A 24,685-nucleotide genomic window follows, 5' to 3' on the forward strand; every position below is an offset into this window, starting at 1 on the left:
GGTCGGGTCCGGGACCGGCACCGAGGACAGCAGCGCCTGGGTGTACGGGTGCTGCGGGTGCTCGTAGATCTGCTCGTCGGTGCCGACCTCCACCATCTTGCCCAGGTACATCACCGCCACCCGGTCGGACAGGTGGCGCACCACCCCGAGGTCGTGGGCGATGAAGATGTACGACAGGCCGAACTCCTTCTGGAGGTCGCCGAGCAGGTTCATCACCTGCGCCTGGATGGAGACGTCCAGCGCGGACACCGGCTCGTCGCAGACGATCACCTTCGGCCGCAGCGCCAGCGCCCGCGCGATGCCGATGCGCTGCCGCTGACCGCCGGAGAACTGGTGCGGGTAGCGCTGGATGTGCTCGGGGTTGAGCCCCACCACCTCCAGCAGCTCCTGCACCTTGCGCCGCCGCTCGCCCTTCGGCGCCACCTCGGGGTGGATCTCGAAGGGCTCGCCGACGATGTCGCCGACGGTGCGCCGCGGGTTCAGCGAGGTGTACGGGTCCTGCAGCACGATCTGCAGGTCGCGCCGCAGCTTGCGCAGCTCCGACCCGCGCATCTTGAACATGTCGCGGCCCTCGAACAGCGCGCTGCCGCTGGTCGGCTTCTCCAGCCGCATCAGCACCTGCGCCAGGGTCGACTTGCCGCAACCCGACTCGCCGACCACGCCGAGGGTCTCGCCCTTGTGCAGGTCGAACGAGACGCCGTCGACGGCCCGCACGTGCCCGATGGTCCGCTTGAACAGCACGCCCTGCGTCACCGGGAAGTGCTTGACCAGGTCCTTCACCTGGAGGATCGGCTCAGCCACGGCTCATCATCTCCTCCGCGAAGTGGCAGGCGCTGATCCGCCCCAACCCCAGCTGGTGGTACTCCGGGACCTCGGTGCCGCACCGCTCCTCGGCGCGCGGGCAGCGCGGGTGGAACGGGCAGCCCGACGGTACCGCCAGCAGGTTCGGCGGCAGGCCCTTGATGGTCTCCAGCTCCTGGCCCTTGAGGTCCAGCCGCGGGATCGACCTCATCAGCCCCTCGGTGTAGGGGTGGCCCGGCTGCTTGTACAGCGAGTACGCGTCGGAGGACTCCACGATCCGCCCCGCGTACATCACCACGATCCGGTCCGCGACCTCGGCGACCACGCCCAGGTCGTGGGTGATCAGGATCAGCCCCATGCCGCGCTCGCGGCGCAGCTCGTCGAGCAGGTCCATGATCTGCGCCTGCACCGTGACGTCCAGCGCGGTGGTCGGCTCGTCGGCGATCAGCAGGTCCGGGTCCAGGGCCAGCGACATCGCGATCATGGCGCGCTGCCGCATGCCGCCGGAGAACTGGTGCGGGAACTCCTTCACGCGCTGCTTGGCGTTCGGGATCTTCACCTGGTCCAGCAGCTCGACCGCCCGGGCCATGGCGTCCTTGCGGGACATCCCGCGCCGCATCCGGAGCTGCTCGGCGATCTGGAACCCGACCGTGTAGACCGGGTTCAGCGCCGACAGCGCGTCCTGGAAGATCATCGCCATCGACTCGCCGCGCAGCTCGCGCCGCCGCTCGTCGGAGGCCGTGAGCAGCTCCTCACCGCGGTAGCGGATCGCGCCCCCGGTGACGGCCCCCGGCGGGACGTCCAGGATGCCCATGACGGTCTGGACGGTGACGCTCTTGCCGGACCCGGACTCCCCCAGGACGGCCAGCGTCTCGCCCGCGTCGACGTGGTAGCTGACGCCGTTGAGGACCTTGGCCACCCCGTCGCGGGTGCGGAACTCCACGTGCAGGTCGTCGACCTCCAGCAGGCGCTCCCCCGCGGTCTTGTCGTCCACAGTAGACAAAGGGTCTCTCCTACTTCTGCTTCGGGTCGAGCGCGTCGCGCACGGCGTCCCCGAGCATGACGAACGCCAGCACGGTGACCACCAGGAACGCCGCCGGGAAGAACAGCAGGTGCGGCGAGGTCTGGATGTACTGGCGCGAGTCGGCGATCATCACGCCCCACGACACCACCGGCGACCGCAGGCCCAGACCGAGGAACGACAGCGTCGCCTCGAGCGCGATGAACGTCCCGAGCGCGATCGTGGCGTACACCAGGACCGGTGCCAGGCAGTTCGGCAGCATGTGCCGCAGGATGATCCGCACCGGCCCGGCGCCCAGGGCGCGCGCGGCCTTGACGTAGTCCTGGTTGACCGCCGAGATCGCCGCGGAGCGCATGATCCGCATCGAGATCGGCCAGGACAGGATGGAGATCGACAGGATCACCAGCGACGTGATCTTGAAGGTGTCGGGGACCTCGGTGGCCGGGTTCAGCGTGGTCAGGATGACGATCGCGCCGAGCACGAACGGCAGGCCCAGGAAGATCTCGCCGAACCGGGACAGCAGGCTGTCCAGCCACCCGCCGAAGTAGCCGGCGATCAGGCCGATCACCGACCCGAGCAGCACCGTCAGCAGGGTCGCCATGACGCCGACGATGATCGAGGCGCGGGCGCCGTAGATGCACCGGGCGAAGATGTCCCGCCCCTGCGTGTCGTAGCCGAACCAGGCCTCGGCCGACGGCTCCTGCCGGGACCGCGACAGGTCCATGTGGTTGGGGTCGACCGAGGTGAACAGCTGCGGGAAGAAGGCCATCACCAGCAGCACGAAGATGATCACCATCGAGGCCAGGAAGATCGGCCGGCGGCGCAGGTCGCGCCAGGCGTCGCTCCACAGCCCGCGCGGCTTCTCGGTCTTGCCCGTGGGCTCGGCCACCGCGGCCGCCGGCTCGGTCGGAGCCGGTTCTGAGGTCAGACTGGAGGTGCCTTGTTCAGTCATATCGGATCCTCGGGTCGAGAACCGCGTAGAGCATGTCCACGAGCAGGTTCATCAGCAGGTACACCAGGACCAGCAGGGTCACGATGCCGACGACCGTGGTGCCTTCCTTGGTGAGGATGGCCTTGTAGACCAGACCGCCGATGCCCCGGATGTTGAAGATGCCTTCGGTGACGATGGCACCGCCCATGAGCGCGCCGAGCTCGGTGCCCAGGAAGGTGATCACCGGGATCAGCGAGTTGCGCAGCAGGTGGATGCCGACGACCCGCTTGGGCTCGAGCCCCTTGGCCACGGCGGTGCGCACGTAGTCGGCCCGCTTGTTCTCCATCAGGCTGGTGCGGGTCAACCGCGCCACGTAGGCCATCGAGGTGCTGCCCAGCACGAAGCCCGGCACGATCAACTCGCCCCAGGTGGCCTGCGAGCTCACGCTCGGCTTGATGATGCCGAGCTCGGTGCCCAGCACGACCTGCAGGATGAAGCCGGTGACGAACACCGGCAGCGAGATGAGGAACAGGGTCGAGACCAGCACGAGGTTGTCGGCGAAGCCGCGACCGCGCAGACCGGTCAGGATGCCCGCGCCGATGCCGATCAGCGCCGCGAAGGCCAGTGCCACGATGGCCAGCCGCAGGGTGATCGGGTAGGCGTCGGCGACCAGCTGGTTGACCGGGATGCCCGAGTAGGTCTCCCCGAAGTCGCCCTGCAGGATCTGCCCGAGGTACTTGAAGTACTGGACGATGATCGGGTCGTCCAGGTTGTACTTCTCGGTCATCTCCGCGATGTACGCGGGCGGGCACGGCCGGTCCCCGCAGCGGCCGGCGAACGGATCGCCGGGCAACGCCCAGATGAGGGCGTAGATGATGAACGTCGTCCCGATGAAAACCGGGATCAGCTGCAGCAGCCGCCGCAGCACGTAGCGTCCCACGTGAACCTCCTCCAGGACGCAAGCCGGGTCCGACCCGTGCGGGCCGGACCCGGACTCACCCGATCAGGACTTGAGCTTGACGGTCTCGAAGTTGAGCGTCCGGTCAAAGGTCACGGTCGCACCATCGAGCCGCTCGGACCAGCCGACCGAGGCCTTCTGGTTCCAAAGCGGGATGGACGGCATGTCCTTGGCCAGGACCTTCTCCGCCTCGCCGTAGAGCCGGTTGGCCTCGTCCTCGGTGGGCGCCTGGTCCGCGCGGTCCATCGCGGCGTCGAACTCCGGGCTGGAGTAGCGCATGTAGTTGGACGACGCAGCCGTGCGGTAGATCTTGCCCAGGAAGGTCTCCGCCGCCGGGTAGTCACCCAGCCAGCCGAAGCGGAACGGCCCGTTGTGCGCGTTCTCGTCGTGCATCTTCAGGAACTCGGAGAACGTTGGGACCGGGTTAAAGACGCAGTCCACGCCCAGGTTGTTCTTGATCTGGCCGCAGATGGCCTCGATCCACTCCTTGTGGCCACCGTCGGAGTTCGAGGTGATGGTGATCGGCCCCTGGAAGCCGGTCTCGGCCAGCAGCTGCTTGGCCTTCTCCGGGTTGAACTCGCACCACTCACCGCAGCCGCCGTCCTGGTAGCCCGGGATGACGCCGCCCGGCACCCAGCCGTTGGCCGGCTCGTAGGTGTTCTGGAAGACGGTCGAGGTGATCTGCTTGCGGTCGATCGCCATCGAGATGGCCTGCCGCACCCGCGGGTCCTTGTACTTGTCGTCGTACAGCGGCACCTGGAGCGCGTTGTTGCTCAGGATCGGCTTCGACTCGCCACGGCCCTGCAGGTCGGTCTTCCACTTGTCACCGACCATCGCCGACGGCGGCAGCTGGTCGATGAAGTCGAGGTTGCCCGAGACCAGGTCCTGGTAGGCCGTCTCCAGCTCGTTGTAGATGCGGAACTCGATGCCGTTGATCTGCGGCTTGTACTTGCCCGCGTACTGGTCGTACTTGCTCAGCTTGATGTAGGCGTTCGGCTGCCGCTCCTCGAACTTGAACGGGCCGTTGCCGATCGGGTGCTCCTCGAACGCCTTCGGGTCCTGGAAGAAGCTCTCCGGCAGCGGCGAGAACGCGGTGTAACCGAGCATCACCGGGAAGGTGGCGAACGGCGCCTTGAGGGTGACCTCGAAGTTCAGGTCGTCGATCACCTTCAGGCCGGACATCTCCGTGGCCGTGGGCGGCGGGCCGCTGCCCTCGGCCTCCTCCCCGCCCGGGTTGACCTCGTCGTAGCCCTGGATGTGCTCGAAGAAGGACGTGGTCGACTGGCCGTTGGGCCCGTAGGCGGCGTAGTTCCAGGCCTTCACGAAGCTGTTCGCGGTGACCGGGCTGCCGTCGTGGAAGGTCCAGCCCGGCTTGAGCTTGATCTTGAAGACCTTGTTGTCGGTCGTCTCGATCGACTCGGCGACCTCGTTGTACGGCTCGGAGGTCTTCTCGTCGTACGCAACCAGGCCGGTGAACATCGCCTTGAGCACGTTGCCACCACCGGTCTCGGTGGTGTTGCCCGGCACCAGCGGGTTCTCGGGCTCAGTGGAGTTGACCGAGACGATGCCGTCCTCGGCCGCGCCACCGCCGCCACCGCCGCAGCCACTGGCGAGCAGCCCCACGACGAGTGGGGCCGCGACCCAGGCGGCCAAGCGTCGTTTCCGCATTTAGCGTCCTCCTGTTTCCACGCGCGCCCCGGGCGTCGATTCCCCGAGCATCACGCGCGGCGGATCAATCACCGCCGCGTCAGACGAGCGTAAACATAAGGGAGAACCAGATCACGGCGATGCACTGTCACAAAGCCGTCACTTTCTGATTCGATCCAGAACAGATGTCACCCAGAAGTTGGAAGCAGTTTTCCGCATCCTGAGAACTAGCTGATAGACAGGGCAATACCGTCGAGGATGTCGTGCTCACTGACAGTGACGCCCGTGATGCCCGCCCGCTCGGCCAATTCCTCGGCGAGGACCTTGACCACCAGCGCACCGCCGCCGATCACGTCCACCCGCCCGGGGTGCATCGACCCGATTGCGGCGCGTTCGTCGTGCGACATGCCGAGCAGTTCTTCGGAGATGCGTTCGACCCGATTCTGGGAAATGTGGGAAAGGTGAATTGCCACCGGGTCATATTCCGGGAGGTCTTGCGCGATCGCCGACAACGTGGTCACGGTCCCGGCCACCCCGACCCACGTCGTGGCGCCGGAGCAGTCCACCGCGGCGAACGCCTCGTCGAGCACCTGGCGGGCCACCTTCTCGGCCTCCCGCACCTCGTCCGCGGTGGGCGGGTCGGAGTGCAGGCAGCGCTCGGTCAGCCGCACGCAGCCCACGTCGGCGGAGTGCGCGGCCGCGACGTCGGCGCGCACGCCGTCCCAGGTGCCGACCACGACCTCGGTGGACCCGCCGCCGACGTCGGTGACGACGAACGGGCCGTCCAGCGGGTCCAGGTCCCCGACCGCCCCGGTGAACGACAGCCGGGCCTCCTCCTCGCCGCTGATCACCTCCGCGTCGACGCCGAGCACCTCCCGCACCATCGCGAAGAAGTCCTCGCGGTTGGACGCGTCGCGGGTCGCCGAGGTCGCCACCATCCGCACCCGCTCGACGCCCTTGCGGGCGGCCATCGCGGCGTAGTCGACCAGCGCCGCCCGGGTCCGCTCCAGCGCCTCCTCGGCGAGCCGGCCGGTGGCGTCCACGCCCTGGCCGAGGCGGACGATCCGCATCCCGCGGTAGATGTCGCGCAGATCGCGGCGCCCGTCGTCGTGCTCCGTCACATCGGCTACCAGCAGCCGGATCGAGTTCGTCCCGCAGTCGATCGCCGCCACCCGTGACATCCGAGTCCTCCTCCGCGTCGCGCAGCCCGACGTCCACGCTACTTGCCGGGACGCGGGCAGGTGCCCGGGCCTCAGGCCACCGGGACCGTGCACGTGGCGACGACGCCCGGGGAGCCGTTCACGTACACCTCCTGGCCCGGCGCCACGGCCGCGGGATCGGTGGTGCCCGGCGCGATCGCCGCGCCGGGGGCCGGTGGGGCGAGCGCGAACTCGCCGCGCCCCAGGACCGCCGGATCGCAGGCGCCCAACGACTCGACCGGCCGTTCGCCCGTTGGGGGCACCGGCTCGGTGACGGTCGGTGACGTCGAATCGGCCCCGGTCGTGGGTTCAGCCGACGGTGTGCCGGTGCTCGGCGGCGGGGTCCCCGGCTCGGTCCCCGACGACGGCGGCGCGGTGGACGACGGCGGGGTCCCGGGCTCGGACGGCGGCTCGCCGGGCGCGGTGGACGACGGTGGTGGCGTCGTCGACGACGGCGGCGCACCGGGGGTCGACGACGGCGGCGCGGTCGGCCCCGGCGTGCTCGGGTCGAGCGGCGGGGTGAGCTCCGGCAGCGTCGGTTCCGGGACGGGCGGGAGGTTCACCTCCTCCGGCTTCGGCAGCAGCCCGCCGGGCGCCGGCTCCCCGGACGGTGCCGGGGCGGCGGGCGGGAGCGGAGGCCGCTCGGCCGGCGGTACGGGGGCGGCCGGCGGCGCGGGAGCGGGTGGCGGTGCGGCCGGGGCGGCCAGCACCGCGGGCCCGTCGGGCAGCCGATCCCCGGCGAGCACGTCGTCGACCTCCGGCGCCAGCTCCGACGGCGTCGGCGTCACGCCGCCGTCGTAGGCCGCCGCCCAGACCAGCACCGTGCGGACGTAGCTCTCGGAGTGGTTGTAGCGGAACACCGCCGACACCAGGTCCCGCGCCCGGCGCAGGTCCCCGCCCCCGCTGCACAGGTAGTCCCCGGCCGCGGCGGTCGCGTCGTGGACGTTGTGCGGGCTCGCCGTGCCGTCGGCGTTGCCGTCCACCGCGTACTTCCGCCACGTCGACGGGATGAACTGCATCGGCCCGACCGCGCGGTCCCACACCGGGTCGCCGTCGAGCCGACCGCCGTCGGTGTCCGGGACCGCCGCGATCCCCGGACCGCCGGACAACCGCGGGCCGAGGATGGCGCGCGCCGTGGTGCCGGCCGCGTCGACGCGGCCGGCGCGGGCGTGCCCCGACTCGACGCGGCCGATCGCGGCCAGCACCGACCACCGCAGCCCGCAGCCCGGGTTGCGGTGGTTCGCCGCGTCGGCGGCCCGGTGGTAGGCGGTGAGCACGACCTCCGGGATGCCGAGCGGCCCGGTGGGCAGGTCGAGCGCCGGCTCGCCCTCGGCCAGCTCGCGCGGGTCGTCCGCCTGCTCCAGCAGGTCCGGGCCGGGGCGCGGGGCGCGGGGCAGGCTGCCGGTCACGCCCAGCTCGCGCAGGTCCGCCTCCGGCGGGTCCTGCTGCTCGCTCACGAAGGAGCTCGACGCCGCCACCAGCGTCAGCGGGAGCAGCACGGCAGGAGCGAGCGCGGTGATCGCGACCCACCTCCGCGCCCGGTCCTTCGCCACCCCGCCGAACCGCGAGACCGTGTCCTGCTTGCCGTGGCGCTTGCTGCGAGACGTCACCAGTCCATCCCCCGACGTGGACCAACACCCCAGAAATGCGAATGGCCTCCTGGATACACCAGCCGGGAGCGGATCGCCGGACGGCGAGCCGGGACGTCACCCGGACGACTGGCGGTGGCCGACCGCTGCTCCGACCGGGCGGTCCGGTCCGCTGTCTACCGGTCCCGGCGACGATCTGCCTACGCTGCGCGGCATGACGCTCATCGACGAGTCGCGCGTGCACAGCACCCACCAGGTGACCAACCAGCCACCGCCGCTGTCCGGATTCGACCCGCTCGCCTGCGACCCGGCGCTGGGTGCGGCGCTCACCCGCTACGCCGTCGGGGACCTCACCGCGCTGGCGAAGGAGGCGGGATCGGAAGAGGCCCGTGAGCACGGCAGGCTCGCCAACGAGAACCCGCCGCAGCTGCGCACCCACGACCGCTACGGCCACCGCGTCGACGAGGTCGAGTTCCACCCGTCCTGGCACTGGCTGATGTCGCGCGCGGTCGAGCACGGCCTGCACGCCGCGCCGTGGACGTCCGGCCCCGGCGCGCACCTGCGCCGAGCCGCCGGCTTCTACCTGTGGTCGCAGGTCGAGGCCGGGCACGGCTGCCCGATCTCGATGACCTACTCGGCGGTGCCCGCGCTGCGCTACCAGCCGGAGCTGGCCGCCGAGCTGGTGCCGAAGCTCGCGGCACCGCACTACGACCACGGGTTGCGCCCGATCGCGGAGAAGGCCGGGCTGCTGGCCGGCATGTCGATGACCGAGAAGCAGGGCGGCTCGGACGTGCGGGCCAACACCACGACCGCCGAACCGCTCGCCGACGGCACCTACCGGCTCGTCGGGCACAAGTGGTTCACCTCGGCGCCGATGAACGACGTGTTCCTCACCCTGGCGCAGGCGCCCGGCGGGTTGAGCTGCTTCCTGGTGCCGCGGGTGCTGCCGGACGGCAGCCGCAACGAGATCCGCGTCCAGCGGCTCAAGGACAAGCTGGGCAACAAGTCCAACGCCTCGGCCGAGATCGAGTACACCGGCGCGATCGGGCACCTCATCGGCGAGGAGGGCCGGGGCGTCCGCTGCATCATCGAGATGGTGTCGATGACCCGGCTCGACTGCGTCCTGGGCTCAGCGGCCAACGTCCGGCTCGCGCTGTCCGAAGCGGCGCACCACGTGCAGCACCGCAGCGCCTTCGGCGAGCGCCTGGTGGACCTGCCGCTGATGCAGAACGTGCTGGCCGACCTGGCGCTGGAGTCCGAGGCGGCGACGACGCTGGCGATGCGGCTGGCCGCCGCGGTGGAGCAGGGCGAGCACGACCTGCTGCGCCTGGCGCTGCCCGCGACGAAGTACTACGTCTGCAAGCGCGCCCCCGCGGTCGTCGCGGAAGCGCTGGAGTGCCTGGGCGGCAACGGCTACGTCGAGGAGTCCGGCATGCCGCGGCTGTACCGGGAAGCGCCGCTGATGTCGATCTGGGAGGGCTCGGGCAACGTCACCGCCCTCGACCTGCTGCGCGCGCTGGCCAAGCAACCGGCCGCGCGGGACGCCGTCGAGGCGGAGCTGGACGCGGCGTCCGGCGCGGACCGGCACTTCGACGACGCGCTGCGCCGCCTGCGCGCCGAGCTCGACGACCCGTCCCCGGGCAAGGCCCGGGCCCTGGCGGAGCTGCTGGCCCTGACCCTGCAGTCCGCGCTGCTGCTGCGGCACGCCCCGTCGCACGTCGCGGAGGCCTTCACCGCCACCCGGCTCGGCGCCGCCGGACGCACCTTCGGCTCCACCCCGATCGCGGGCGCCCGCACCCTGCTGGAGCGCGTCGCGCCGAACCGCTGACCCGCCGTGGGCCGCGCCCCGTCGCGCAGGCGGGGCGCGGTCAGCGGTTGAGCAGGGAGCGGTGCTCCGGCCAGCGCTCGGCGATGAGCTCGACGGCCTCGTCGCCGAACGGGTTCACCCCGGGCCCCTTGGCCAGCGCGTGCGCGACGTGCACGTGGAGGCACTTGACCCGCCCCGGCATGCCGCCCGCGCTGACCTCGGTGCCCAGCGGCTCCAGGGCGTCGCGCTCGGCGAGGTAGGACTCGTGCGCGCGGCGGTACTGCGCGGCCAGCTCCTCGTCGGTGGCCAGCCGGGCCTGCATCTCGCGCATCACGCCCTCGGCCTCGAGGGTCGAGGCGTGCGACACGAGCTGCGGCGAGGTCAAGTAGTACAGCGTCGGGAAGGGGGTCCCGTCCTCCAGCCGCGGCCAGGTCTGCACCACCGTCGGCTCGCCCGCGGCGTCCCGCGCGGCGATCGCGTGCAGGCCGCGCGGCGGGCGGCCCAGCTGCCGGCGGACGCACTCCCGGTCGGCCTCGCTGACCGTCGCGTCCGGTTTCACCGTCACGATTCCTTCCCCATGAGCGAGTTCCAGAGCTCTTCGTACCACGGCAGGCCGTCGTCGACGGACTCCGCCGGGGGTGGTGGCGTGGTCGGCGCGGTGGGCACCTCCACGATGTACGGCGTCTCGCCGGGCCGGACGTAGCCGAGCCGGGCCCGCGCCTCGGCCTCCAGCTGGGCCGGGTCGGTGAGCTCCTGCTTGCGCTTCTCCAGCTCGTTGACCTGCTGCACCAGGGCGGCGCGCTGCTGCTCCTGCGCCTCCAGCTCGGCGCGCTGGCTCAGGTAGGTGCGCAGCGGCACCGACACGCTCAGCGCCATCACGCAGAACAGCATCGCCAGCCCGGCGGCCCGCCTCGTCGAGGAGAGCTTGAACGCGCCTGCGGTGCTCGACCGGGGGCGGCGGGACCGGGACGCCGACTGCCGCCCCGGTCTCCCGCCCGACTTCCCCGCGGTCCCGCGGCGGGCGCGCTCGGTCCGGCGCTGCGCCGGGGTGCCCCCCTGGCGGCGCCGCCGCGGATCCGGTGCGCGCCCGACCGGCATGGCTCAGCTCTCCGGGCTGAACCGCGGGAACGCCAGCTCGCCCGCGTAGCGGGCCGCGTCACCGAGGGCCTCCTCGATGCGCAGCAGCTGGTTGTACTTGGCAACCCGCTCGCTGCGGGCCGGAGCACCGGTCTTGATCTGGCCGCAGCCGGTGGCCACCGCCAGGTCGGCGATCGTGGTGTCCTCGGTCTCGCCGGAGCGGTGGCTCATCATGCTCTTGTAGCCGCACGAGGTGGCCAGGGCGACCGCGTCCAGCGTCTCCGACAGGGTGCCGATCTGGTTGACCTTGACCAGCAGCGCGTTCGCCGCACCCCGCGAGATGCCCTCCTCCAGGCGCTCCGGGTTGGTCACGAACAGGTCGTCACCGACCAGCTGGACCTGGTCGCCGACCTGCTCGGTCAGGCTGGACCAGCCGTCCCAGTCGTCCTCCGACAGCGGGTCCTCGATGGAGACCAGCGGGTAGGCGCCGAGCAGCTCCTGGTAGTACTCCGCCATCTGGTCGGCGGTGCGCTGGGAGCCCTCGAAGCTGTAGGTGCCGTCGGCGAAGAACTCGGTGGCGGCGACGTCCAGCGCCAGCACGATGTCGCGGCCCAGCTTGTACCCGGCCTTCTCCACCGCGGAGGCGATCAGGTCCAGCGCCTCGCGGTTGTTCGGCAGGTCGGGGGCGAAACCGCCCTCGTCGCCCAGGCCGGTGGCCAGGCCCTTGGACTTGAGCACCGACTTCAGCGCGTGGTAGGTCTCCGCGCCCCAGCGCAGCGCTTCCGAGAAGGTGTCCGCACCGATCGGCGCGATCATGAACTCCTGGATGTCGACGCCGGTGTCGGCGTGCGCACCACCGTTGAGGATGTTCATCATCGGCACCGGCAGCACGTGGGCGTTCGGGCCGCCGACGTAGCGGAACAGCTCCAGGCCCGAGGCCTCCGCGGCGGCCTTGGCGACCGCGAGCGACACGCCCAGGACCGCGTTGGCGCCCAGGCGGGACTTGGCCGGCGTGCCGTCCAGGTCGACCAGCTTCTGGTCGACGACGCGCTGCTCGGTGGCGTCGAGCCCGACCAGCTCCGGCCCGATCTCGTCCAGCACCGCCGCGACCGCGTTCTCCACGCCCTTGCCGCCGTAGCGGCCGGCGTCGCCGTCGCGCAGCTCGACGGCCTCGTGCTCGCCGGTCGAAGCGCCCGAGGGGACCGCGGCGCGGCTGAGCGTGCCGTCCTCCAGTGCCACCTCGACCTCGACGGTGGGGTTCCCGCGGGAGTCCAGGATCTCGCGGGCACCGACCTGCTCGATGATCGCCACGTGTGCTCCTAACCAGCTTTCGAACTATGGACGAAGCGGGCCGCCCCGACGTTCCCGGCGAACCGGCCGGGCGCCCGACGACCGCCTACGAGCCTAACCGGGCCGCTAGCACGACCGCCGGAGACTCGCACGCCTGTCGATCGCGACGGCCGCGGCGCGGGCGCCGACCAGCGCCCAAGACCATCCGGTCGGACGTCTCGGAACACCGCTCTGGCACGTAACGTTGTCCCCGCCATGACGACCGAAGGCACCGTCGGAGCGTTCCGCCGAGCGGAGGAACTGCTCGCGCAACGCCGTCCGCTCGAGGCGCTCCGCGTCCTCGAGCCGGTCCTCGAGGTCGACGCGGACAAGCCGAGCGTCCAGCTGCTGCTCGGCCGCGCGTACTACTTCTCCGCCCAGCTGCGCCGCGCCGAGCGCGCCTTCCTGCGGGTGCTGGAGTTCGACCCGTCCGACCACTACGCGCGGCTGGTGCTGGGCCGCACGTTGCAACGGCTGGGTCGCCTGCACGAGGCGCGGGCCCAGATCCGGCTGGCCGCGACGATGTGCCCGACGCCCGCCTACCAGGAAGCCCTCGGCGAGATCAACGCGCACATCGCGGCCCGCGGCTGAGCGGTCAGCGGCGGCGGTTGCCCGCTTCGGCGTAGGACTCGGCGAGGGCGAACACCTTCTGGGCGTACTCCACCGAGTTGTTGTAGGACAGCACCCCGGACCACCAGCCGCTGCCGGTGGTCATGTCGCGACCGCCGACGCAGAGGTAGCGGGCGGCGGCCACCGCGGCGTCGTCCAGGTTCTGCGGGTCGCCGATGCCGTCGCCGTTGCCGTCGGTGGCCCACTTCCGCCAGGTCGACGGGATGAACTGCATCGGCCCGACCGCCCGGTCGTGCACCGGGTCGCCGTCGAGCAGGCCGCGGTCGGTGTCCGGGATCTCGCGGACCCCGGGAGCGCCGTTGAGCGGCACGCCGACGATCGGCTTGGAGGGCCGGCCGTCCTCGCGGAGCAACCGGCCGGCGTAGCGCCCGTGGTTGGACTCCACGCGACCGATGCCCGCCAGCGTCGCCCAGGAGATCCGGCAGCCGGGCTGGTGCTGGCGCATCGCCAGGTCCGCGTTGACGTAGGAGACGATGGCGCGCGCCGGGACGTCCACCTCGGTCGCCACCTCGTCGGCCCACGCGCGCACCGGGTCCGCGCCCGGTTCGAGCTGCGCCGGGTCCACCCCGAGGACCGGCTGCGGCAGCGGTTCCTCCAGCGGCGGCGCGGTCGACCCGGGCTGCACCGGCGCGGGCTCGGGTTCCCGCTCCACCGGCGGGCCGGCCCACGGCGCGGCCGGCGGCGCACCGAGGACGTTGACCAGGCCGACGCCGACGACCGTCGCGGCGAGCAGGCCGCACGCGGTGACCAACCGCCCCAGGGCTGCGACGACGCCCGACGTGGCTCTGATCACCCGGACAGGCTACTCGGCGGTAGGCCCGTTGATCCAGACTCCGTTCGATCGGTCACCGGACGCCGCGGACCTACTCACCGCTGAGCGCGGCGACCCGGTGGCTGGACCTGCCGTAGTGGTCGGCCCAGTCCAGCACCTGCTGGCCGTAGGAGCGGCTCCGGTTGTAGACCAGCAGCGCCTGCCAGAACCCGTCCTCCTCGCGCAGGTCACCGCCGACCTCGCAGAGGTAGCGGCCCGCGGCGAGCGCCGCGTCGTCGATGTCCTGCGGGTCGGCCACGCCGTCGCCGTCGGCGTCGACCTGCCAGTCGCTCCAGGTGGTGGGGATGAACTGCAGCGGGCCGACCGCCCGGTCCCACACCTGGTCGCTGTCGAGCTCCCCGCCGTCGGTGTCCGGGATCCGCTTGACGCCGTCGCTGCCGTCCAGCGGCAGCCCGACGATCGGCCGGCTCGGGCGGCCGGTCCGGTCCAGCCGGGCGCCGCCGTACCGGCCGTGGTTGGACTCGACGGCGCCGATCCCGGCCAGCAGCGTCCAGGTCAGCCCGCAGTCGGGGACGCTCTCCTCGAGGGCACGCTGCACGTAGCCGTAGGCCTGCAGCGCGGCGCGCGGGACGTTGAGCTCGTCGGCCAGCGACTCGGACCAGTCGGCGAGCTGGTCCTGCGGCCGTTGCGACGGCGGCCGCGGCGGGCTGTCCGGCGGCAGCAGCTCCACCTCGGGCGGGGCGGTGCCGGGGTCCGGTGGTGCGCTGGCCGGCGGCGGGGAGACCATGTCCAGCGCCCGCGGCGACACCGGGAGCGAGCACGAGGCCACCAGGGTGAGCGCAGGGCACACCAACAGCCAGAGCCGACGCGGCACGAACCTTCCTCCTCCGCACACCCGGGTGGTCACGGGGCGCCGACCCGAGCGGACCGCCCGACCGTGGACATCGCCGCCGTCGCCGCGTTCGTCACCCGGCACCGCGGGCCAGTGTGCGTCACGACTCAGCCCGCGCGGCGACCGGGGCGGACGGGTCGGACATGAGCTCGCGCCAGTCGTCGGCGCTGAGCTCCGCCGGTTCCCGGCCGGACTCGCGGGCCCGCCGCTCGGCCGCGCGCACCCGCTCGGCGAACGCCAGCGCCACCGCGCGCAGCTCGTCCTCCGGGTCGCCGCCGGCGAGCCGGGTCCGCGCGGCGAGGTCGAACAGCGCCTCACCCGGAGCGTCCCCGCGCGGCAGCACCTCCGCGGGGATCCCGGCGCGCTCGGCGCGCTGCACCAGCTTGGCGGCCAGCGCCACCGCGGGCTGGCCCAGCGCCACTCCGTCCACGATGGACTCGCGCTGCTTCTCCTGCTGCTTGAGCTCTTCCCAGCGGGCGTGCTGGGACTCGGCGTCCAGCACCGCCTCGCCGTCGCCGAAGACGTGCGGGTGCCGCGACACGAGCTTGCTGACCAGCCGCTCGGCGACGGTGTCGATGTCGAACGGGTCGGTCGCGTCCTCGGCGGCGACCCGCGCGTGGAACAGCACCTGCAGCAGCACGTCGCCGAGCTCCTCGCGCAGCGCTTCCCGGTCGCGGTCGGCGATGGCGTCGAGCAGTTCGTAGGTCTCCTCGACGAGGTACTTGCGCAGCGAGTCGTGGTCCTGCTCGGCGTCCCACGGGCAGCCGCCCGGCGAGCGCAGCCGGTCCATCACGGTCACCGCGTCCAGCAGCTCCACGCCGGGCGGGGCGGTCGCCCGGACCACCCGGGCACCGGCGGCGCGCAGCGCTTCGGCGTCGGTGCAGCCGAGGTCGCCGACGAACAGCACGACGGGCTCGCGCTCGGCCTGCGCCAGCAGGTCTTCGGGCGGTTCCGGCGCGCCGAGCGCCTCCCGCGCGGCGGGCGCGAGACCGGGCTCGGCGTAGACGGCGGCGCCGCGCAGCAGCGGCACGGCCGCGGCGGGGACGACGTCCCCGAGCCGGTCGTCGACCAGGACCACCGCTGTGCCTTCGGCCACCCGCGTGTCGCTCATGGGTGCGATTGTCCCAAGGCTCGCGCGGCCCGGTGACCGCTCCCTCCGCGGACCGGTCACCGGGCCGCGGGCGTCACGACTGCTGGGCGTGCGGCAGGAAGCGGAAACCGGTGGTCTCGCCCTCGCTCGGCACCGCCGCCATGCTCACCGGGTCCCACACCCCGTAGCGCGGGCTGAGCTCCACCCCGACGCGGTCGGCGGTGATGCCGAGCAGGTGCGTGCCGAACTGCTGGAGCGCCTCCTCGGCCGCGCTGCCGGCCAGCTGCGGCGGGGCGGCGGGGTCGACCGCGCGGTCCTTGATCCGCGCCACCAGCCACTGCCCGCTGTTCGGCGTCTGCTCGAAGGCGAGCACGGTGCCGGGCGCGGCGCCGAACAGCGGCGTGGCGGCCGCCAGCTGCAGGCTCTCCGCCGGGCGGAGCCTCTGGTCGGTGCCGGACAGCAGCCCGGCCGCCTTGTCCTCGGCGACCAGCTGCGCGGCCTGCTCCGGCCCTTGCGCCATGCGCCGGGCCTTCTCCTCGGCCTCCCGCCGGTTGCTGGCCGACGTGAGGTCGAAGGTCACCGTGAGCCGGTCGATGTACTTGCGGCCCAGTTCCGCGGTCAGCAGCTGGGTGCGGACCATCTCCCCGGCCTCGTGCGGACCGTAGATCATGCCCTCGGTGGCCGCCTCCGGTCCGCCGAGCTGCCGGATCCGCTCCGCGACCTGCTGGTCGGTCACCCGGAGCCGCTCCTCGCGCGCGACGCGCTCGACCAGCTCCTCCCGCACCAGCTGCCCGGCGAGCTGGCGCCCGAGGTCGTCGAGCGCGCCCTGCTGCTCCAGCCTCGTCCTGATGTCGGGCTGCCGGTCGAGCAGCTCGGTGAACCAGCTCTGCACCTCGGTGACCGGGATCCGGGTGTCACCGACGATCGCGGCGGCACCGGCGTGGCTGGGCCCGGAACCGCATCCGGCGAGCAGCAGTCCGGCCGCGACGATCGAAGCGAAGAAGCGCCCGTGGCGCGTGCGGAAGCTCACACCCGAACCTTCTCACGAGATGATCTCCAGGTGAAGCCGATCCGGCGATTCCGCTGGTCGGTTCACGCTCCAGAGCGGCCGGACCGCGTGCCGGGTCAGCGGCCGAGGGGACCCGCGGCCATGGTGACGACGACCTTCTCGCCGACGACCACGACCTCGGGGTCGACGCCGGTGGTCGACTCGGCGGTGCCGGGCGAGGTGTCGTTCACCGCCCCGCGGAGAACGGGTCTCCGGGACGGCTACCGGGAGCCCTGCCGGCGCGGGCCGATCGGGGCGCTGGTGATGGAGCGGAGGGCGTCGGCCAGCCGCTCGCGGTGCTCGGCCAGGACGTCCGGGTCCACCCCGTCCGCCGTGAGGACCACCAGCTCGTCGGTCGCCTCGCGCAGGGCCGCGCTCACCGCGGCCGCCAGCATCCGGACCTCCAGAGCTTCCCTCGGCGCGCCCAGGCGCTCGGCGAGGACGTCGACGAAGGTCGGCTCCGCGCGCTCCCGCAGCACCAGGTAGAGCGCGCGCAGCGTGGGCTCGTCGTGGGTCATCCGGATGATCTGCAGGACCGCTTCGACGTCGGTCTGCGAGGACTCGGGCACCAGCGTGTAGGCCTGCCGCAGGTGCTCGGCCAGCTCCAGCTCGGGCGGCCAGCTGCGCAGCACGTCCTGGAAGGCGTCGATCGTCTTGGTCAGCAGCGGCTCGACGCAGCTCTCCTTGGTGTGGAAGTGGCGCCACAGCGTCCGCTCGGACACGCCCGCGACCTTCGCGATCTGCTCGCCCGAGGTCGCCGCCACGCCCTGCTCGCGGAACAACCGGACGGCGTGGCGGGAGATCTCGAGGCGCTGCTGCTGGCGGCGCTCCTCGCTCACCGGAGGGCGCCCACGGCGGGCCGGCGGCGGGACCATCGGCACCTCCCACGGGCGGTTCGGCGTTGACACACCTTACCCGACCGGAGGATTATTGACAGTACCTGCCAAAAAATAATCACGCGGGATCCCAGGAGATGCCATGAGCGTTGCCGCCGAACGTCTGCAGTTGCCCCTCACGAGGCCGAACGTGCTCGACCTCGCTCCCCTCTACGAGGTGCTGCGCCGTGAGGCGCCGATCGCCCCGGTCACCACTCCCGCCGGAGACCCCGCGTGGCTGGTCACGCGCTACGACGAGGTCAAGCAGCTGCTCGGCGACAAGCGGCTCGGGCGGTCCCACCCGGAGCCCGAGCGCGCCTCGCGCATCACCACGGCGGCCGTGCAGGACGGGCCCACCGGCAACTACGAGACCGAGGAGGCCGACCACAAGCGGATGCGCCGGCTGCTCACCCCGGCGTTCTCCGCCAAGCGGATGCGGATGCTGTCCGGTCACGTGCAGGAGCTGGTCGACGGCTACCTCGACCAGCTCGACGCCGAGCGCGCCACCGCGCCGGGCGGCGTCGTCGACCTGCACACCGGGCTCGCGTTCCCGCTGCCGGTCGCGGTCATCTGCCGCCTGCTGGGCGTGCCGGAGAGCGACCGGGAGCACTTCCACGCGCTGTCCGAGCGGATGGCCAGCCCGGGTGAGGGCAACGAGGCGCACGAGGCGCGCGCGGAGTTCAGCCGCTACATGGTGGGCCTCGCCGAGGCCAAGCGCCGCGAGCCGGGCGAGGACGTCATCTCCGACCTGGTGCGCGCCCAGAGCGAGGACGAGACCTACGACTACGACGAGATGATCCGGCTGTGCGTCGGGCTGCTCTTCGCCGGGCACGAGACCACCGTCAACCGCATCGGCCTGGGCGTGCTGTTCCTGATGAAGCACCGGGAGCAGTGGGAGAAGCTGACCGCCGACCCGGACGGGCGGGTGGACGCCACCGTCGAGGAGATCATGCGGCTGGGCGCCCCCGGCGACCTCGGCCTGCTGCGCTACGCGCACACCGACCTCGACGTCGCCGGGGTGACCATCCGCACCGGGGACGCCGTGATCCTGTCGATCAACTCCGCCAACCGCGACGAGGGCGCCTACGCCGACGCCGAGTCCTTCGACCCCGACCGCGCCGAGCGCAGCCACCTCGGCTTCGGGCACGGCGCGCACTTCTGCATCGGCGCCAGCCTCGCCCGCACCGAGCTGCGCGTCGTGTTCAAGACCCTGGCCCAGCGCACGCCGGGCCTGCGCCTGGCCAAGGACATGGACGAGCTGCCGGTGCGCCCCACCATCACCGGCGGTGTCGCCGAGCTGCCGGTGACGTGGTGAGATCCGGACCCGAGACCGAGGAGGACCCCATGAAGGTGACCGTGGACCAGGACAAGTGCGTCGGCTCCGGCCAGTGCGTGCTGACCTCGGAGGCCGTGTTCGACCAGCGCGACGAGGACGGCATCGTCGTGCTGCTCGACCCGACCCCGCCGGAGGAGCTGGCCGAGGACGTGCGCCAGGCGGCCGCGATCTGCCCGGCCGCCGCCATCACCGTCGAGGAGTGACGGACCGGGGGTGACGGGCACCTCCCACCGCCGGTGGGAGGTGCCCCTCCCGGGTCAGCGGGTGTCGTCCGGCTCGTCGGCGACGGGGCCGACCTCCAGCTGGAACTCGCCGTGGCGCTCGGTCCCGGCGATGACCGCCTGCTCCAGCACCTCCGCGCCCTTGAGCTCGCGCTGCATCATCGGGTCCTCGCGCAGGTCCTTCATCAGCGCGACGCACAGCAGCACCATCACCACCGCGAACGGCGCGGACGCCAGGAACGTCAGGTTCTGGATGCCGCTGAGCGCGTCCTCACCACCGATGACCAGCATGATCGCGGCCACCGCACCGGTCGCGGCACCCCAGAACACCACGATCCACCGCGCCGGTTCCATCGAGCCGCGCTGGGACAGCGTGCCCATCACCACCGAGGCGGCGTCCGCGCCGGAGACGAAGAAGATCGCCACCAGGACCATCACCAGCACCGTGGTGATGACCGACAGCGGCAGCGTGTCCAGCACCGCGAAGGTCTGCGCCTCCTCGCCGTCGCTGCGGAAGACGTCCACCCCGCGCTGCTGCACGTTGATCGAACTGCCGCCGAAGATGGCGAACCAGACCAGGCTGACCACGCTGGGCACCATGATCACGCCGCCGACGAACTGGCGGATGGTGCGGCCGCGGCTGATCCGGGCGATGAACATGCCGACGAACGGCGTCCAGGAGATCCACCACGCCCAGTAGAAGATCGTCCAGCTGGACAGCCAGTCGTTCATCGCGGCACCGCCGGTGGCACCGGAGCGGGACGCCATCGACCCGAAGTCGCGGAGGTAGACGCCGAGCGAGGTGGGCAGCAGGTCCAGGATGAACACCGTCGGGCCGACGACGAACACGAAGACCGCCAGCAGCGCCGCCAGCACCATGTTGATGTTGGACAGCCACTGGATGCCCTTGGCCACGCCCGACACCGCGGAAGCGATGAAGCACACCGTCAGCACCACGATGATGAGCACCAGCACGGTGTTGCCGACCGAGCCGATCCAGCCCGCGGCCTGCATGCCGCTGCGGATCTGCAGCGTGCCCAAGCCGAGCGAGGCCGCCGAGCCGAACAGCGTCGCGAACAGCGCGAGGACGTCGATCAGCTTGCCGATCGGGCCCTCCGCGCCCCGCTTGCCGATCAGCGGTGTGAACACCGCGCTGATCAGCTGCTTGCGGCCGCGGCGGAAGCTGCCGTAGGCGATGGCCAGCCCGACCACCGCGTAGATCGCCCACGGGTGCAGCGTCCAGTGGAACAGCGACGTCGCCATCGCCGTCTCCACCGCCTCGTCGCTGAGCGGCTGCACCGTGCCGGGCGGTGGCTTCACGAAGTGCGCCAGCGGCTCGGCGACGCCGAAGAACATCAGGCCGATGCCCATGCCGGCGCTGAACATCATGGCGATCCACGACACGGTGCGGAACTCCGGCTGCTCGCCGTCCTCACCGAGCGGGATCGCGCCGTAGCGGCTGAACGCCAGCCACAGCGCGAACACCACGAACCCGGTGGAGGCGAGCACGAAGCCCCAGCCGATGTTGGTGACCAGCCAGGACAGCAGCGAGTTGGACACCACTGCCAGCGACTCGGTGGACACCGCGCCCCAGCCGACGAAGACCACCGTGATGACCGCGGTGACGCCGAAGACCAGCCAATCGATGCGGTGTCCGGCGCGGGCGCGCGGGGACTGCGAGATGCGTGCGCCGGATTCGTCCGGTTCAACGGCCTTCCTGGACATGATCCGCGCCTCCTCCTGGCCGATGAAGGGCCGGATCAACGGTCACGCCACCCGCGAGCCACGGCAACTCAAGGCGCCCAGCACCACCGGGAGAGGCCGCCCCGCACCCCGTCGCAGGTCAGGCGGCGGGGGCGGGGACCTTCGTGAGGTCGTCCAGGAACGTGGTGCACCACTCCAGCAGGGCGTCGTCGCGCAGCGGCGGGGCGCCCATGCGGCCGCCGGCCGCGCCTTCCGTCGGGCGCGGCACCGACACCGTGCGCACCGCGGGCTTGTAGTGGGCCTTCGGGTACAGGCGCTTGAGCCGCACCTGCTTGGAGTCGGCCAGCTCCAGCGGCGCCAGCCGCAACGACGTGCCCTGCAGCGTCACCTCGCGGACGCCGTGCTCGCGGCAGCGCTGCCGGAACCGCGCCACCGCCAGCAGCCGCTCCACCGGTTCCGGCAGCGGCCCGTAGCGGTCCTCCAGCTCGGAGCGCACCGCCGCCAGCGCGTCCTCGTCGGCGGCCGCGGCGACCTTGCGGTAGGCCTCCAGCCGCAGCCGCTCCCCCGGCACGTAGTCGTGCGGGATGTGCGCGTCGACCGGCAGGTCCACCCGGACCTCGGTGAGCTCCTCCTCGGTCTCGCCGGGCTCGGCACCGGCGTGCTTGCGGAAGGCCTCCACGGCCTCGCCGACCAGCCGCACGTACAGGTCGAAGCCCACGCCGGCGATGTGCCCGGACTGCTCGGCGCCGAGGATGTTGCCCGCGCCGCGAATCTCCAGGTCCTTCATCGCCACCGCCATGCCCGCGCCCAGCTCGGAGTTCTGCGCGATGGTCGCCAGCCGGTCGTGCGCGGTGTCGGTCAGCGGCTTGTCCGGCGGGTACAGGAAGTACGCGTACCCGCGCTCCCGCGCGCGCCCGACGCGGCCGCGCAGCTGGTGCAGCTGGGCGAGGCCGAGCAGGTCGGAGCGGTCCACGATGAGCGTGTTGGCGTTGGAGATGTCCAGGCCGGTCTCGACGATCGTGGTGCACACCAGCACGTCGTGCTCGCGCTCCCAGAACCCCTGGATGATCTTCTCCAGCCGGTCCTCGTTCATCTGCCCGTGCGCGGTGACGATCCGCGCCTCCGGCACCAGCTCGCGCAGGTGCCGCGCCACCTTCTCGATGTCGTTCACCCGGTTGTGGACGAAGAACACCTGGCCGTCGCGCAGCAGCTCGCGGCGGATGGCCGCGGCGACCTGCTTCTCGTCGTAGGCGCCGACGTAGGTGAGCACCGGGTGCCGCTCCTCCGGCGGGGTGAGGATGGTCGACATCTCGCGGATGCCCGCCATGCTCATCTCCAGCGTCCGCGGGATGGGCGTCGCGGACATGGTCAGCACGTCCACGTGCGTGCGCAGGGCCTTGATGTGCTCCTTGTGCTCGACGCCGAAGCGCTGCTCCTCGTCGACGATGACCAGGCCCAGGTCCTTGTAGCGCACGCCGGTCTGCAGCAGCCGGTGCGTGCCGATGACGATGTCGACCTCGCCGTCGGCCAGGCCCTTGATCGTCTGGTCGGCCTCCAGCGGGTCGGTGAACCGGGACAGGCCCTTGATGCTCACCGGGAACGAGCGCATCCGGTCGGTGAAGGTGTTGAGGTGCTGCTGCGCCAGCAGCGTGGTCGGCACCAGCACGGCCACCTGCTTGCCGTCCTGCACCGCCTTGAACGCCGCGCGCACCGCGATCTCGGTCTTGCCGTAGCCGACGTCGCCGCAGATCACCCGGTCCATCGGCACCGGGCGCTCCATGTCGGCCTTGACCTCGTCGATCGCGGCCAGCTGGTCCCCGGTCTCGGTGTAGGGGAAGGCGTCCTCCAGCTCCCGCTGCCACGGCGTGTCCGGGCCGAAGGCGTGGCCGGGCGAGGACTGCCGCGCCGCGTAGAGCTGCACCAGCTCCGCGGCGATCTCCTTGACCGCCTTGCGGGCCTTGGCCTTGGTGTTCTTCCAGTCCGAGCCGCCGAGCTTGTTCAGCGTCGGGGTCTCGCCGCCGACGTAGCGGCTGACCTCGTCCAGCTGGTCGGTGGGCACGAACAGCCGGTCGCCGGGCTGGCCGCGCTTGCTCGCCGCGTACTCCAGGACCAGGTACTCGCGGGTGGCGCCGCCGACGGTGCGCTGCACCATCTCCACGTACTTGCCGATGCCGTGCTGCTCGTGCACCACGAAGTCGCCGGGCTTGAGCGCCAGCGGGTCGACCGCGTTGCGCCGCCGCGACGGCATCCGCCGCATGTCCCGGGTGGACGTCCCGCCGCGACCACCGGTGAGGTCCGCCTCGGTGAGCACCACCAGCCCGACGTCGGGCGCGGCGAAGCCGTCCTCCAGACCGCCGCGCACCACGGTGACGACCCCGGTGCCGGGTTCGGCGTCCAGGCCTCCCTCGGCCAGGCGGGCGGGCAGCTCCGCCTCACGCAGCTGCTGCGCCGCGCGCTGCGCGGTGCCCGCACCGGCCACCACCAGCAGCGCCGCGCCGCCCGAGGCGGTGTGCGCGCGCAGGTCCGCGAAGGCGCGCTCGATCTCGCCGCGGTAGGCCTCCACCTGCTTCAGCGACAGCCGGACGGTCTCGTCGTCCTCGGCCTCCTCGCTGGTCAGCTGGGTCAGCGGCCACCACGGGAGACCGAGGGACACGGTGTGCTCGGCGACCTCGGCCAGGCTGCGGTAGGCCGACGCGCCGAGGTCGATCGGCGCCTGGCCGCCGTCCGCGGCGACCATCCAGGAGGCCTCCAGGAACTCCTGGCCGGTGCGCACCAGGTCGGCGGCGCGGGCGTGGATCTTCTCCGGGTCGGCCAGCACCACGTGCGTGCCCGCGGGCAGCAGGTCCGTGAGCAGCTGCATCTCGCCTTCGCACAGCGCCGGGATGAGCGCTTCCATGCCCTCGACCGGGGCGCCGCCGGCGATCGTGCCGAGCATCTCCGCGAGGTGGGAGTCGGTCTGGTGCTGCTCGGCGAGCTTCGCCGCGCGCTCCGCGACCTGCTCGTCGATCAGCAGCTCCCGGCAGGCCGGGGCGAACAGCTCGGTGTCCTGCGCGCCCGGCAGCGAGCGCTGGTCGGCGACCGAGAACGGGCGGATCTCGGTGACCTCGTCACCCCAGAACTCCACCCGCAGCGGGTGCTCCTCGGTCGGCGGGAAGACGTCGACGATGCCGCCGCGCACCGCGAACTCGCCGCGCTTCTCCACCATGTCGACCCGGTCGTAGGCGAGCGCGGCGAGCTGTTCGACGAGCTCCTCGAAGTCGTGCTCGGCGCCGACCGACAGCCGCACCGGGCGCAGCTCCCCCAGACCCGGGGCGATCGGCTGGATCAGGCTCCGCACCGTGGTCACCAGGACCCGGACCGGCCCGTCGGCGTGCTCCTCGGGGTGCGCGAGGCGGCGCAGCACCGACAGCCGCCGGCCGACCGTGTCCGCGCGCGGGGACAGCCGTTCGTGCGGCAGCGTCTCCCAGGACGGGAAGACCTCGACACCGCCCGGACCGAGCAGGTCGGAGACCGCGGCGGCGGCTTCCTCGGCTTCCCGGCCGGTGGCGGTGACCAGCAGCACCGGACGGCCGGCGCCGTCCTCGGCCGCCAGCGCCGCAGCGGCCAGCGAGCGTGCCGCGACCGGTCCCTCCAGGACCAGGCGCGGGCGGTCTGCTGCCTCGACGAGCTGCTGGAAAGCAGGGTCGCGCAGCACGACGGAGAGCAATCCGCGCAGGGGACCGGCCTGGCTCATGGAGCTACCTCGCAGCAGAGATCGC

21 protein-coding genes are annotated in these 24,685 nt (G+C 72.1%); 4 read left to right on the top strand and 17 right to left on the bottom strand.

All coding sequences use genetic code 11. The annotated features are described in order from the left end of the window. The 7 genes from HNR68_RS00005 to HNR68_RS00035 all read right to left on the bottom strand — a co-directional run. Window positions 1–801, bottom strand: an 801-nt coding sequence (locus HNR68_RS00005; protein ID WP_179716387.1) for an ATP-binding cassette domain-containing protein, incomplete at its 3' end; no start/stop codon positions are given. Continuing rightward, on the bottom strand, window positions 794–1,804 hold the full coding sequence (locus tag HNR68_RS00010) for an ABC transporter ATP-binding protein (protein WP_218888142.1): 1,011 nt from the start codon (window positions 1,802–1,804) through the stop codon (window positions 794–796). The genes HNR68_RS00010 and HNR68_RS00005, both read right to left, overlap by 8 nt. A gap of 10 nt (window positions 1,805–1,814) precedes the next feature. Beyond that, entirely contained in the window at window positions 1,815–2,774 is a 960-nt protein-coding gene (locus tag HNR68_RS00015) for an ABC transporter permease (protein WP_179716389.1), read from the bottom strand. Next, on the bottom strand, window positions 2,767–3,693 hold the full coding sequence (locus HNR68_RS00020; protein WP_179716391.1) for an ABC transporter permease subunit: 927 nt from the start codon (window positions 3,691–3,693) through the stop codon (window positions 2,767–2,769). Before HNR68_RS00020 ends, HNR68_RS00015 begins: the two co-directional genes overlap by 8 nt. A 63-nt stretch (window positions 3,694–3,756) precedes the next feature. Next, window positions 3,757–5,379 (bottom strand): peptide ABC transporter substrate-binding protein, encoded by a 1,623-nt coding sequence (locus HNR68_RS00025; RefSeq protein WP_179716393.1) that lies wholly within the window; start codon window positions 5,377–5,379, stop codon window positions 3,757–3,759. Between the two features lie 206 nt (window positions 5,380–5,585). Beyond that, the gene (locus HNR68_RS00030) at window positions 5,586–6,539 is read right to left on the bottom strand and encodes a Ppx/GppA phosphatase family protein (RefSeq protein ID WP_179716395.1); all 954 of its coding nucleotides are present in this window, start codon (window positions 6,537–6,539) and stop codon (window positions 5,586–5,588) included. 71 nt (window positions 6,540–6,610) lie between these two features. After that, window positions 6,611–8,167 carry a lytic transglycosylase domain-containing protein gene (locus HNR68_RS00035; RefSeq protein ID WP_343049852.1) on the bottom strand — a complete coding sequence of 519 codons (1,557 nt, stop codon included), beginning with the start codon at window positions 8,165–8,167 and terminating at the stop codon, window positions 6,611–6,613. Window positions 8,168–8,384: 217 nt separating this feature from the next. On the opposite strand from HNR68_RS00035, the gene HNR68_RS00040 reads away from it, so the two are divergent. Further along, window positions 8,385–9,974: an isovaleryl-CoA dehydrogenase gene (locus HNR68_RS00040; RefSeq protein ID WP_179724443.1), complete on the top strand. Its 1,590-nt coding sequence runs from the start codon at window positions 8,385–8,387 to the stop codon at window positions 9,972–9,974. A gap of 40 nt (window positions 9,975–10,014) precedes the next feature. Here HNR68_RS00040 and HNR68_RS00045 read toward each other — a convergent pair whose 3' ends face one another. From HNR68_RS00045 to eno, 3 genes are read right to left on the bottom strand one after another with little or no spacing between them, the layout of a single operon-like run. After that, window positions 10,015–10,512 (bottom strand): DUF501 domain-containing protein, encoded by a 498-nt coding sequence (locus tag HNR68_RS00045; RefSeq protein WP_380573395.1) that lies wholly within the window; start codon window positions 10,510–10,512, stop codon window positions 10,015–10,017. A gap of 2 nt (window positions 10,513–10,514) precedes the next feature. Further along, the gene (locus tag HNR68_RS00050; RefSeq protein WP_179716399.1) at window positions 10,515–11,051 is read right to left on the bottom strand and encodes an FtsB family cell division protein; all 537 of its coding nucleotides are present in this window, start codon (window positions 11,049–11,051) and stop codon (window positions 10,515–10,517) included. 3 nt (window positions 11,052–11,054) lie between these two features. Further along, on the bottom strand, window positions 11,055–12,341 hold the full coding sequence (eno, locus tag HNR68_RS00055) for a phosphopyruvate hydratase (RefSeq protein ID WP_179716401.1): 1,287 nt from the start codon (window positions 12,339–12,341) through the stop codon (window positions 11,055–11,057). A gap of 234 nt (window positions 12,342–12,575) precedes the next feature. On the opposite strand from eno, the gene HNR68_RS00060 reads away from it, so the two are divergent. Continuing rightward, window positions 12,576–12,950, top strand: coding sequence for a tetratricopeptide repeat protein (locus HNR68_RS00060; RefSeq protein WP_179716403.1), 375 nt, complete (start codon window positions 12,576–12,578; stop codon window positions 12,948–12,950). A gap of 4 nt (window positions 12,951–12,954) precedes the next feature. Here HNR68_RS00060 and HNR68_RS00065 read toward each other — a convergent pair whose 3' ends face one another. The 5 genes from HNR68_RS00065 to HNR68_RS00085 all read right to left on the bottom strand — a co-directional run bounded on the left by HNR68_RS00065 (window position 12,955) and on the right by HNR68_RS00085 (window position 17,630). Continuing rightward, window positions 12,955–13,782, bottom strand: a complete 828-nt coding sequence (locus HNR68_RS00065; protein WP_179716405.1) for a lytic murein transglycosylase — start codon at window positions 13,780–13,782, stop codon at window positions 12,955–12,957. A gap of 70 nt (window positions 13,783–13,852) precedes the next feature. Then, the gene (locus tag HNR68_RS00070; protein ID WP_179716407.1) at window positions 13,853–14,635 is read right to left on the bottom strand and encodes a lytic murein transglycosylase; all 783 of its coding nucleotides are present in this window, start codon (window positions 14,633–14,635) and stop codon (window positions 13,853–13,855) included. 118 nt (window positions 14,636–14,753) lie between these two features. After that, window positions 14,754–15,764, bottom strand: coding sequence for a nucleoside triphosphate pyrophosphohydrolase (locus HNR68_RS00075; RefSeq protein WP_179716409.1), 1,011 nt, complete (start codon window positions 15,762–15,764; stop codon window positions 14,754–14,756). 73 nt (window positions 15,765–15,837) lie between these two features. Then, window positions 15,838–16,773, bottom strand: a complete 936-nt coding sequence (locus tag HNR68_RS00080) for a SurA N-terminal domain-containing protein (RefSeq protein WP_179716411.1) — start codon at window positions 16,771–16,773, stop codon at window positions 15,838–15,840. Window positions 16,774–17,012: 239 nt separating this feature from the next. Then, complete coding sequence (locus HNR68_RS00085) at window positions 17,013–17,630, bottom strand: TetR family transcriptional regulator (protein ID WP_179716413.1); 618 nt, start codon at window positions 17,628–17,630, stop codon at window positions 17,013–17,015. A 139-nt stretch (window positions 17,631–17,769) separates the two neighbouring features. On the opposite strand from HNR68_RS00085, the gene HNR68_RS00090 reads away from it, so the two are divergent. Together HNR68_RS00090 and HNR68_RS00095 are read left to right on the top strand one after the other, a co-directional pair. Continuing rightward, a complete protein-coding gene (locus HNR68_RS00090; RefSeq protein ID WP_179716414.1) occupies window positions 17,770–18,981 on the top strand; it encodes a cytochrome P450 in 1,212 nt (403 codons plus the stop codon). 29 nt (window positions 18,982–19,010) lie between these two features. Further along, window positions 19,011–19,205, top strand: coding sequence for a ferredoxin (locus HNR68_RS00095; protein WP_179716415.1), 195 nt, complete (start codon window positions 19,011–19,013; stop codon window positions 19,203–19,205). Between the two features lie 54 nt (window positions 19,206–19,259). On the opposite strand, the gene HNR68_RS00100 is transcribed toward HNR68_RS00095, so the two are convergent. Next, complete coding sequence (locus HNR68_RS00100; protein WP_179716416.1) at window positions 19,260–20,948, bottom strand: BCCT family transporter; 1,689 nt, start codon at window positions 20,946–20,948, stop codon at window positions 19,260–19,262. Window positions 20,949–21,066: 118 nt separating this feature from the next. Beyond that, window positions 21,067–24,660 (bottom strand): transcription-repair coupling factor, encoded by a 3,594-nt coding sequence (gene mfd / locus HNR68_RS00105; RefSeq protein WP_179716417.1) that lies wholly within the window; start codon window positions 24,658–24,660, stop codon window positions 21,067–21,069. Window positions 24,661–24,685 lie beyond the last annotated feature (25 nt).

The sequence above is a fragment of the Saccharopolyspora hordei genome (genome assembly GCF_013410345.1).
Lineage (GTDB): Bacteria > Actinomycetota > Actinomycetes > Mycobacteriales > Pseudonocardiaceae > Saccharopolyspora > Saccharopolyspora hordei.

Coding starts and splice junctions, on each gene's coding strand:
- HNR68_RS00015 (WP_179716389.1), bottom strand. CDS start 2,774: ATGACTGAACAAGGCACCTCCAGTCTGACCTCAGAACCGGCTCCGACC.
- HNR68_RS00025 (WP_179716393.1), bottom strand. CDS start 5,379: ATGCGGAAACGACGCTTGGCCGCCTGGGTCGCGGCCCCACTCGTCGTG.
- HNR68_RS00030 (WP_179716395.1), bottom strand. CDS start 6,539: ATGTCACGGGTGGCGGCGATCGACTGCGGGACGAACTCGATCCGGCTG.
- HNR68_RS00050 (WP_179716399.1), bottom strand. CDS start 11,051: ATGCCGGTCGGGCGCGCACCGGATCCGCGGCGGCGCCGCCAGGGGGGC.
- HNR68_RS00060 (WP_179716403.1), top strand. CDS start 12,576: ATGACGACCGAAGGCACCGTCGGAGCGTTCCGCCGAGCGGAGGAACTG.
- HNR68_RS00075 (WP_179716409.1), bottom strand. CDS start 15,764: ATGAGCGACACGCGGGTGGCCGAAGGCACAGCGGTGGTCCTGGTCGAC.
- HNR68_RS00090 (WP_179716414.1), top strand. CDS start 17,770: ATGAGCGTTGCCGCCGAACGTCTGCAGTTGCCCCTCACGAGGCCGAAC.
- HNR68_RS00095 (WP_179716415.1), top strand. CDS start 19,011: ATGAAGGTGACCGTGGACCAGGACAAGTGCGTCGGCTCCGGCCAGTGC.
- HNR68_RS00100 (WP_179716416.1), bottom strand. CDS start 20,948: ATGTCCAGGAAGGCCGTTGAACCGGACGAATCCGGCGCACGCATCTCG.
- mfd (WP_179716417.1), bottom strand. CDS start 24,660: ATGAGCCAGGCCGGTCCCCTGCGCGGATTGCTCTCCGTCGTGCTGCGC.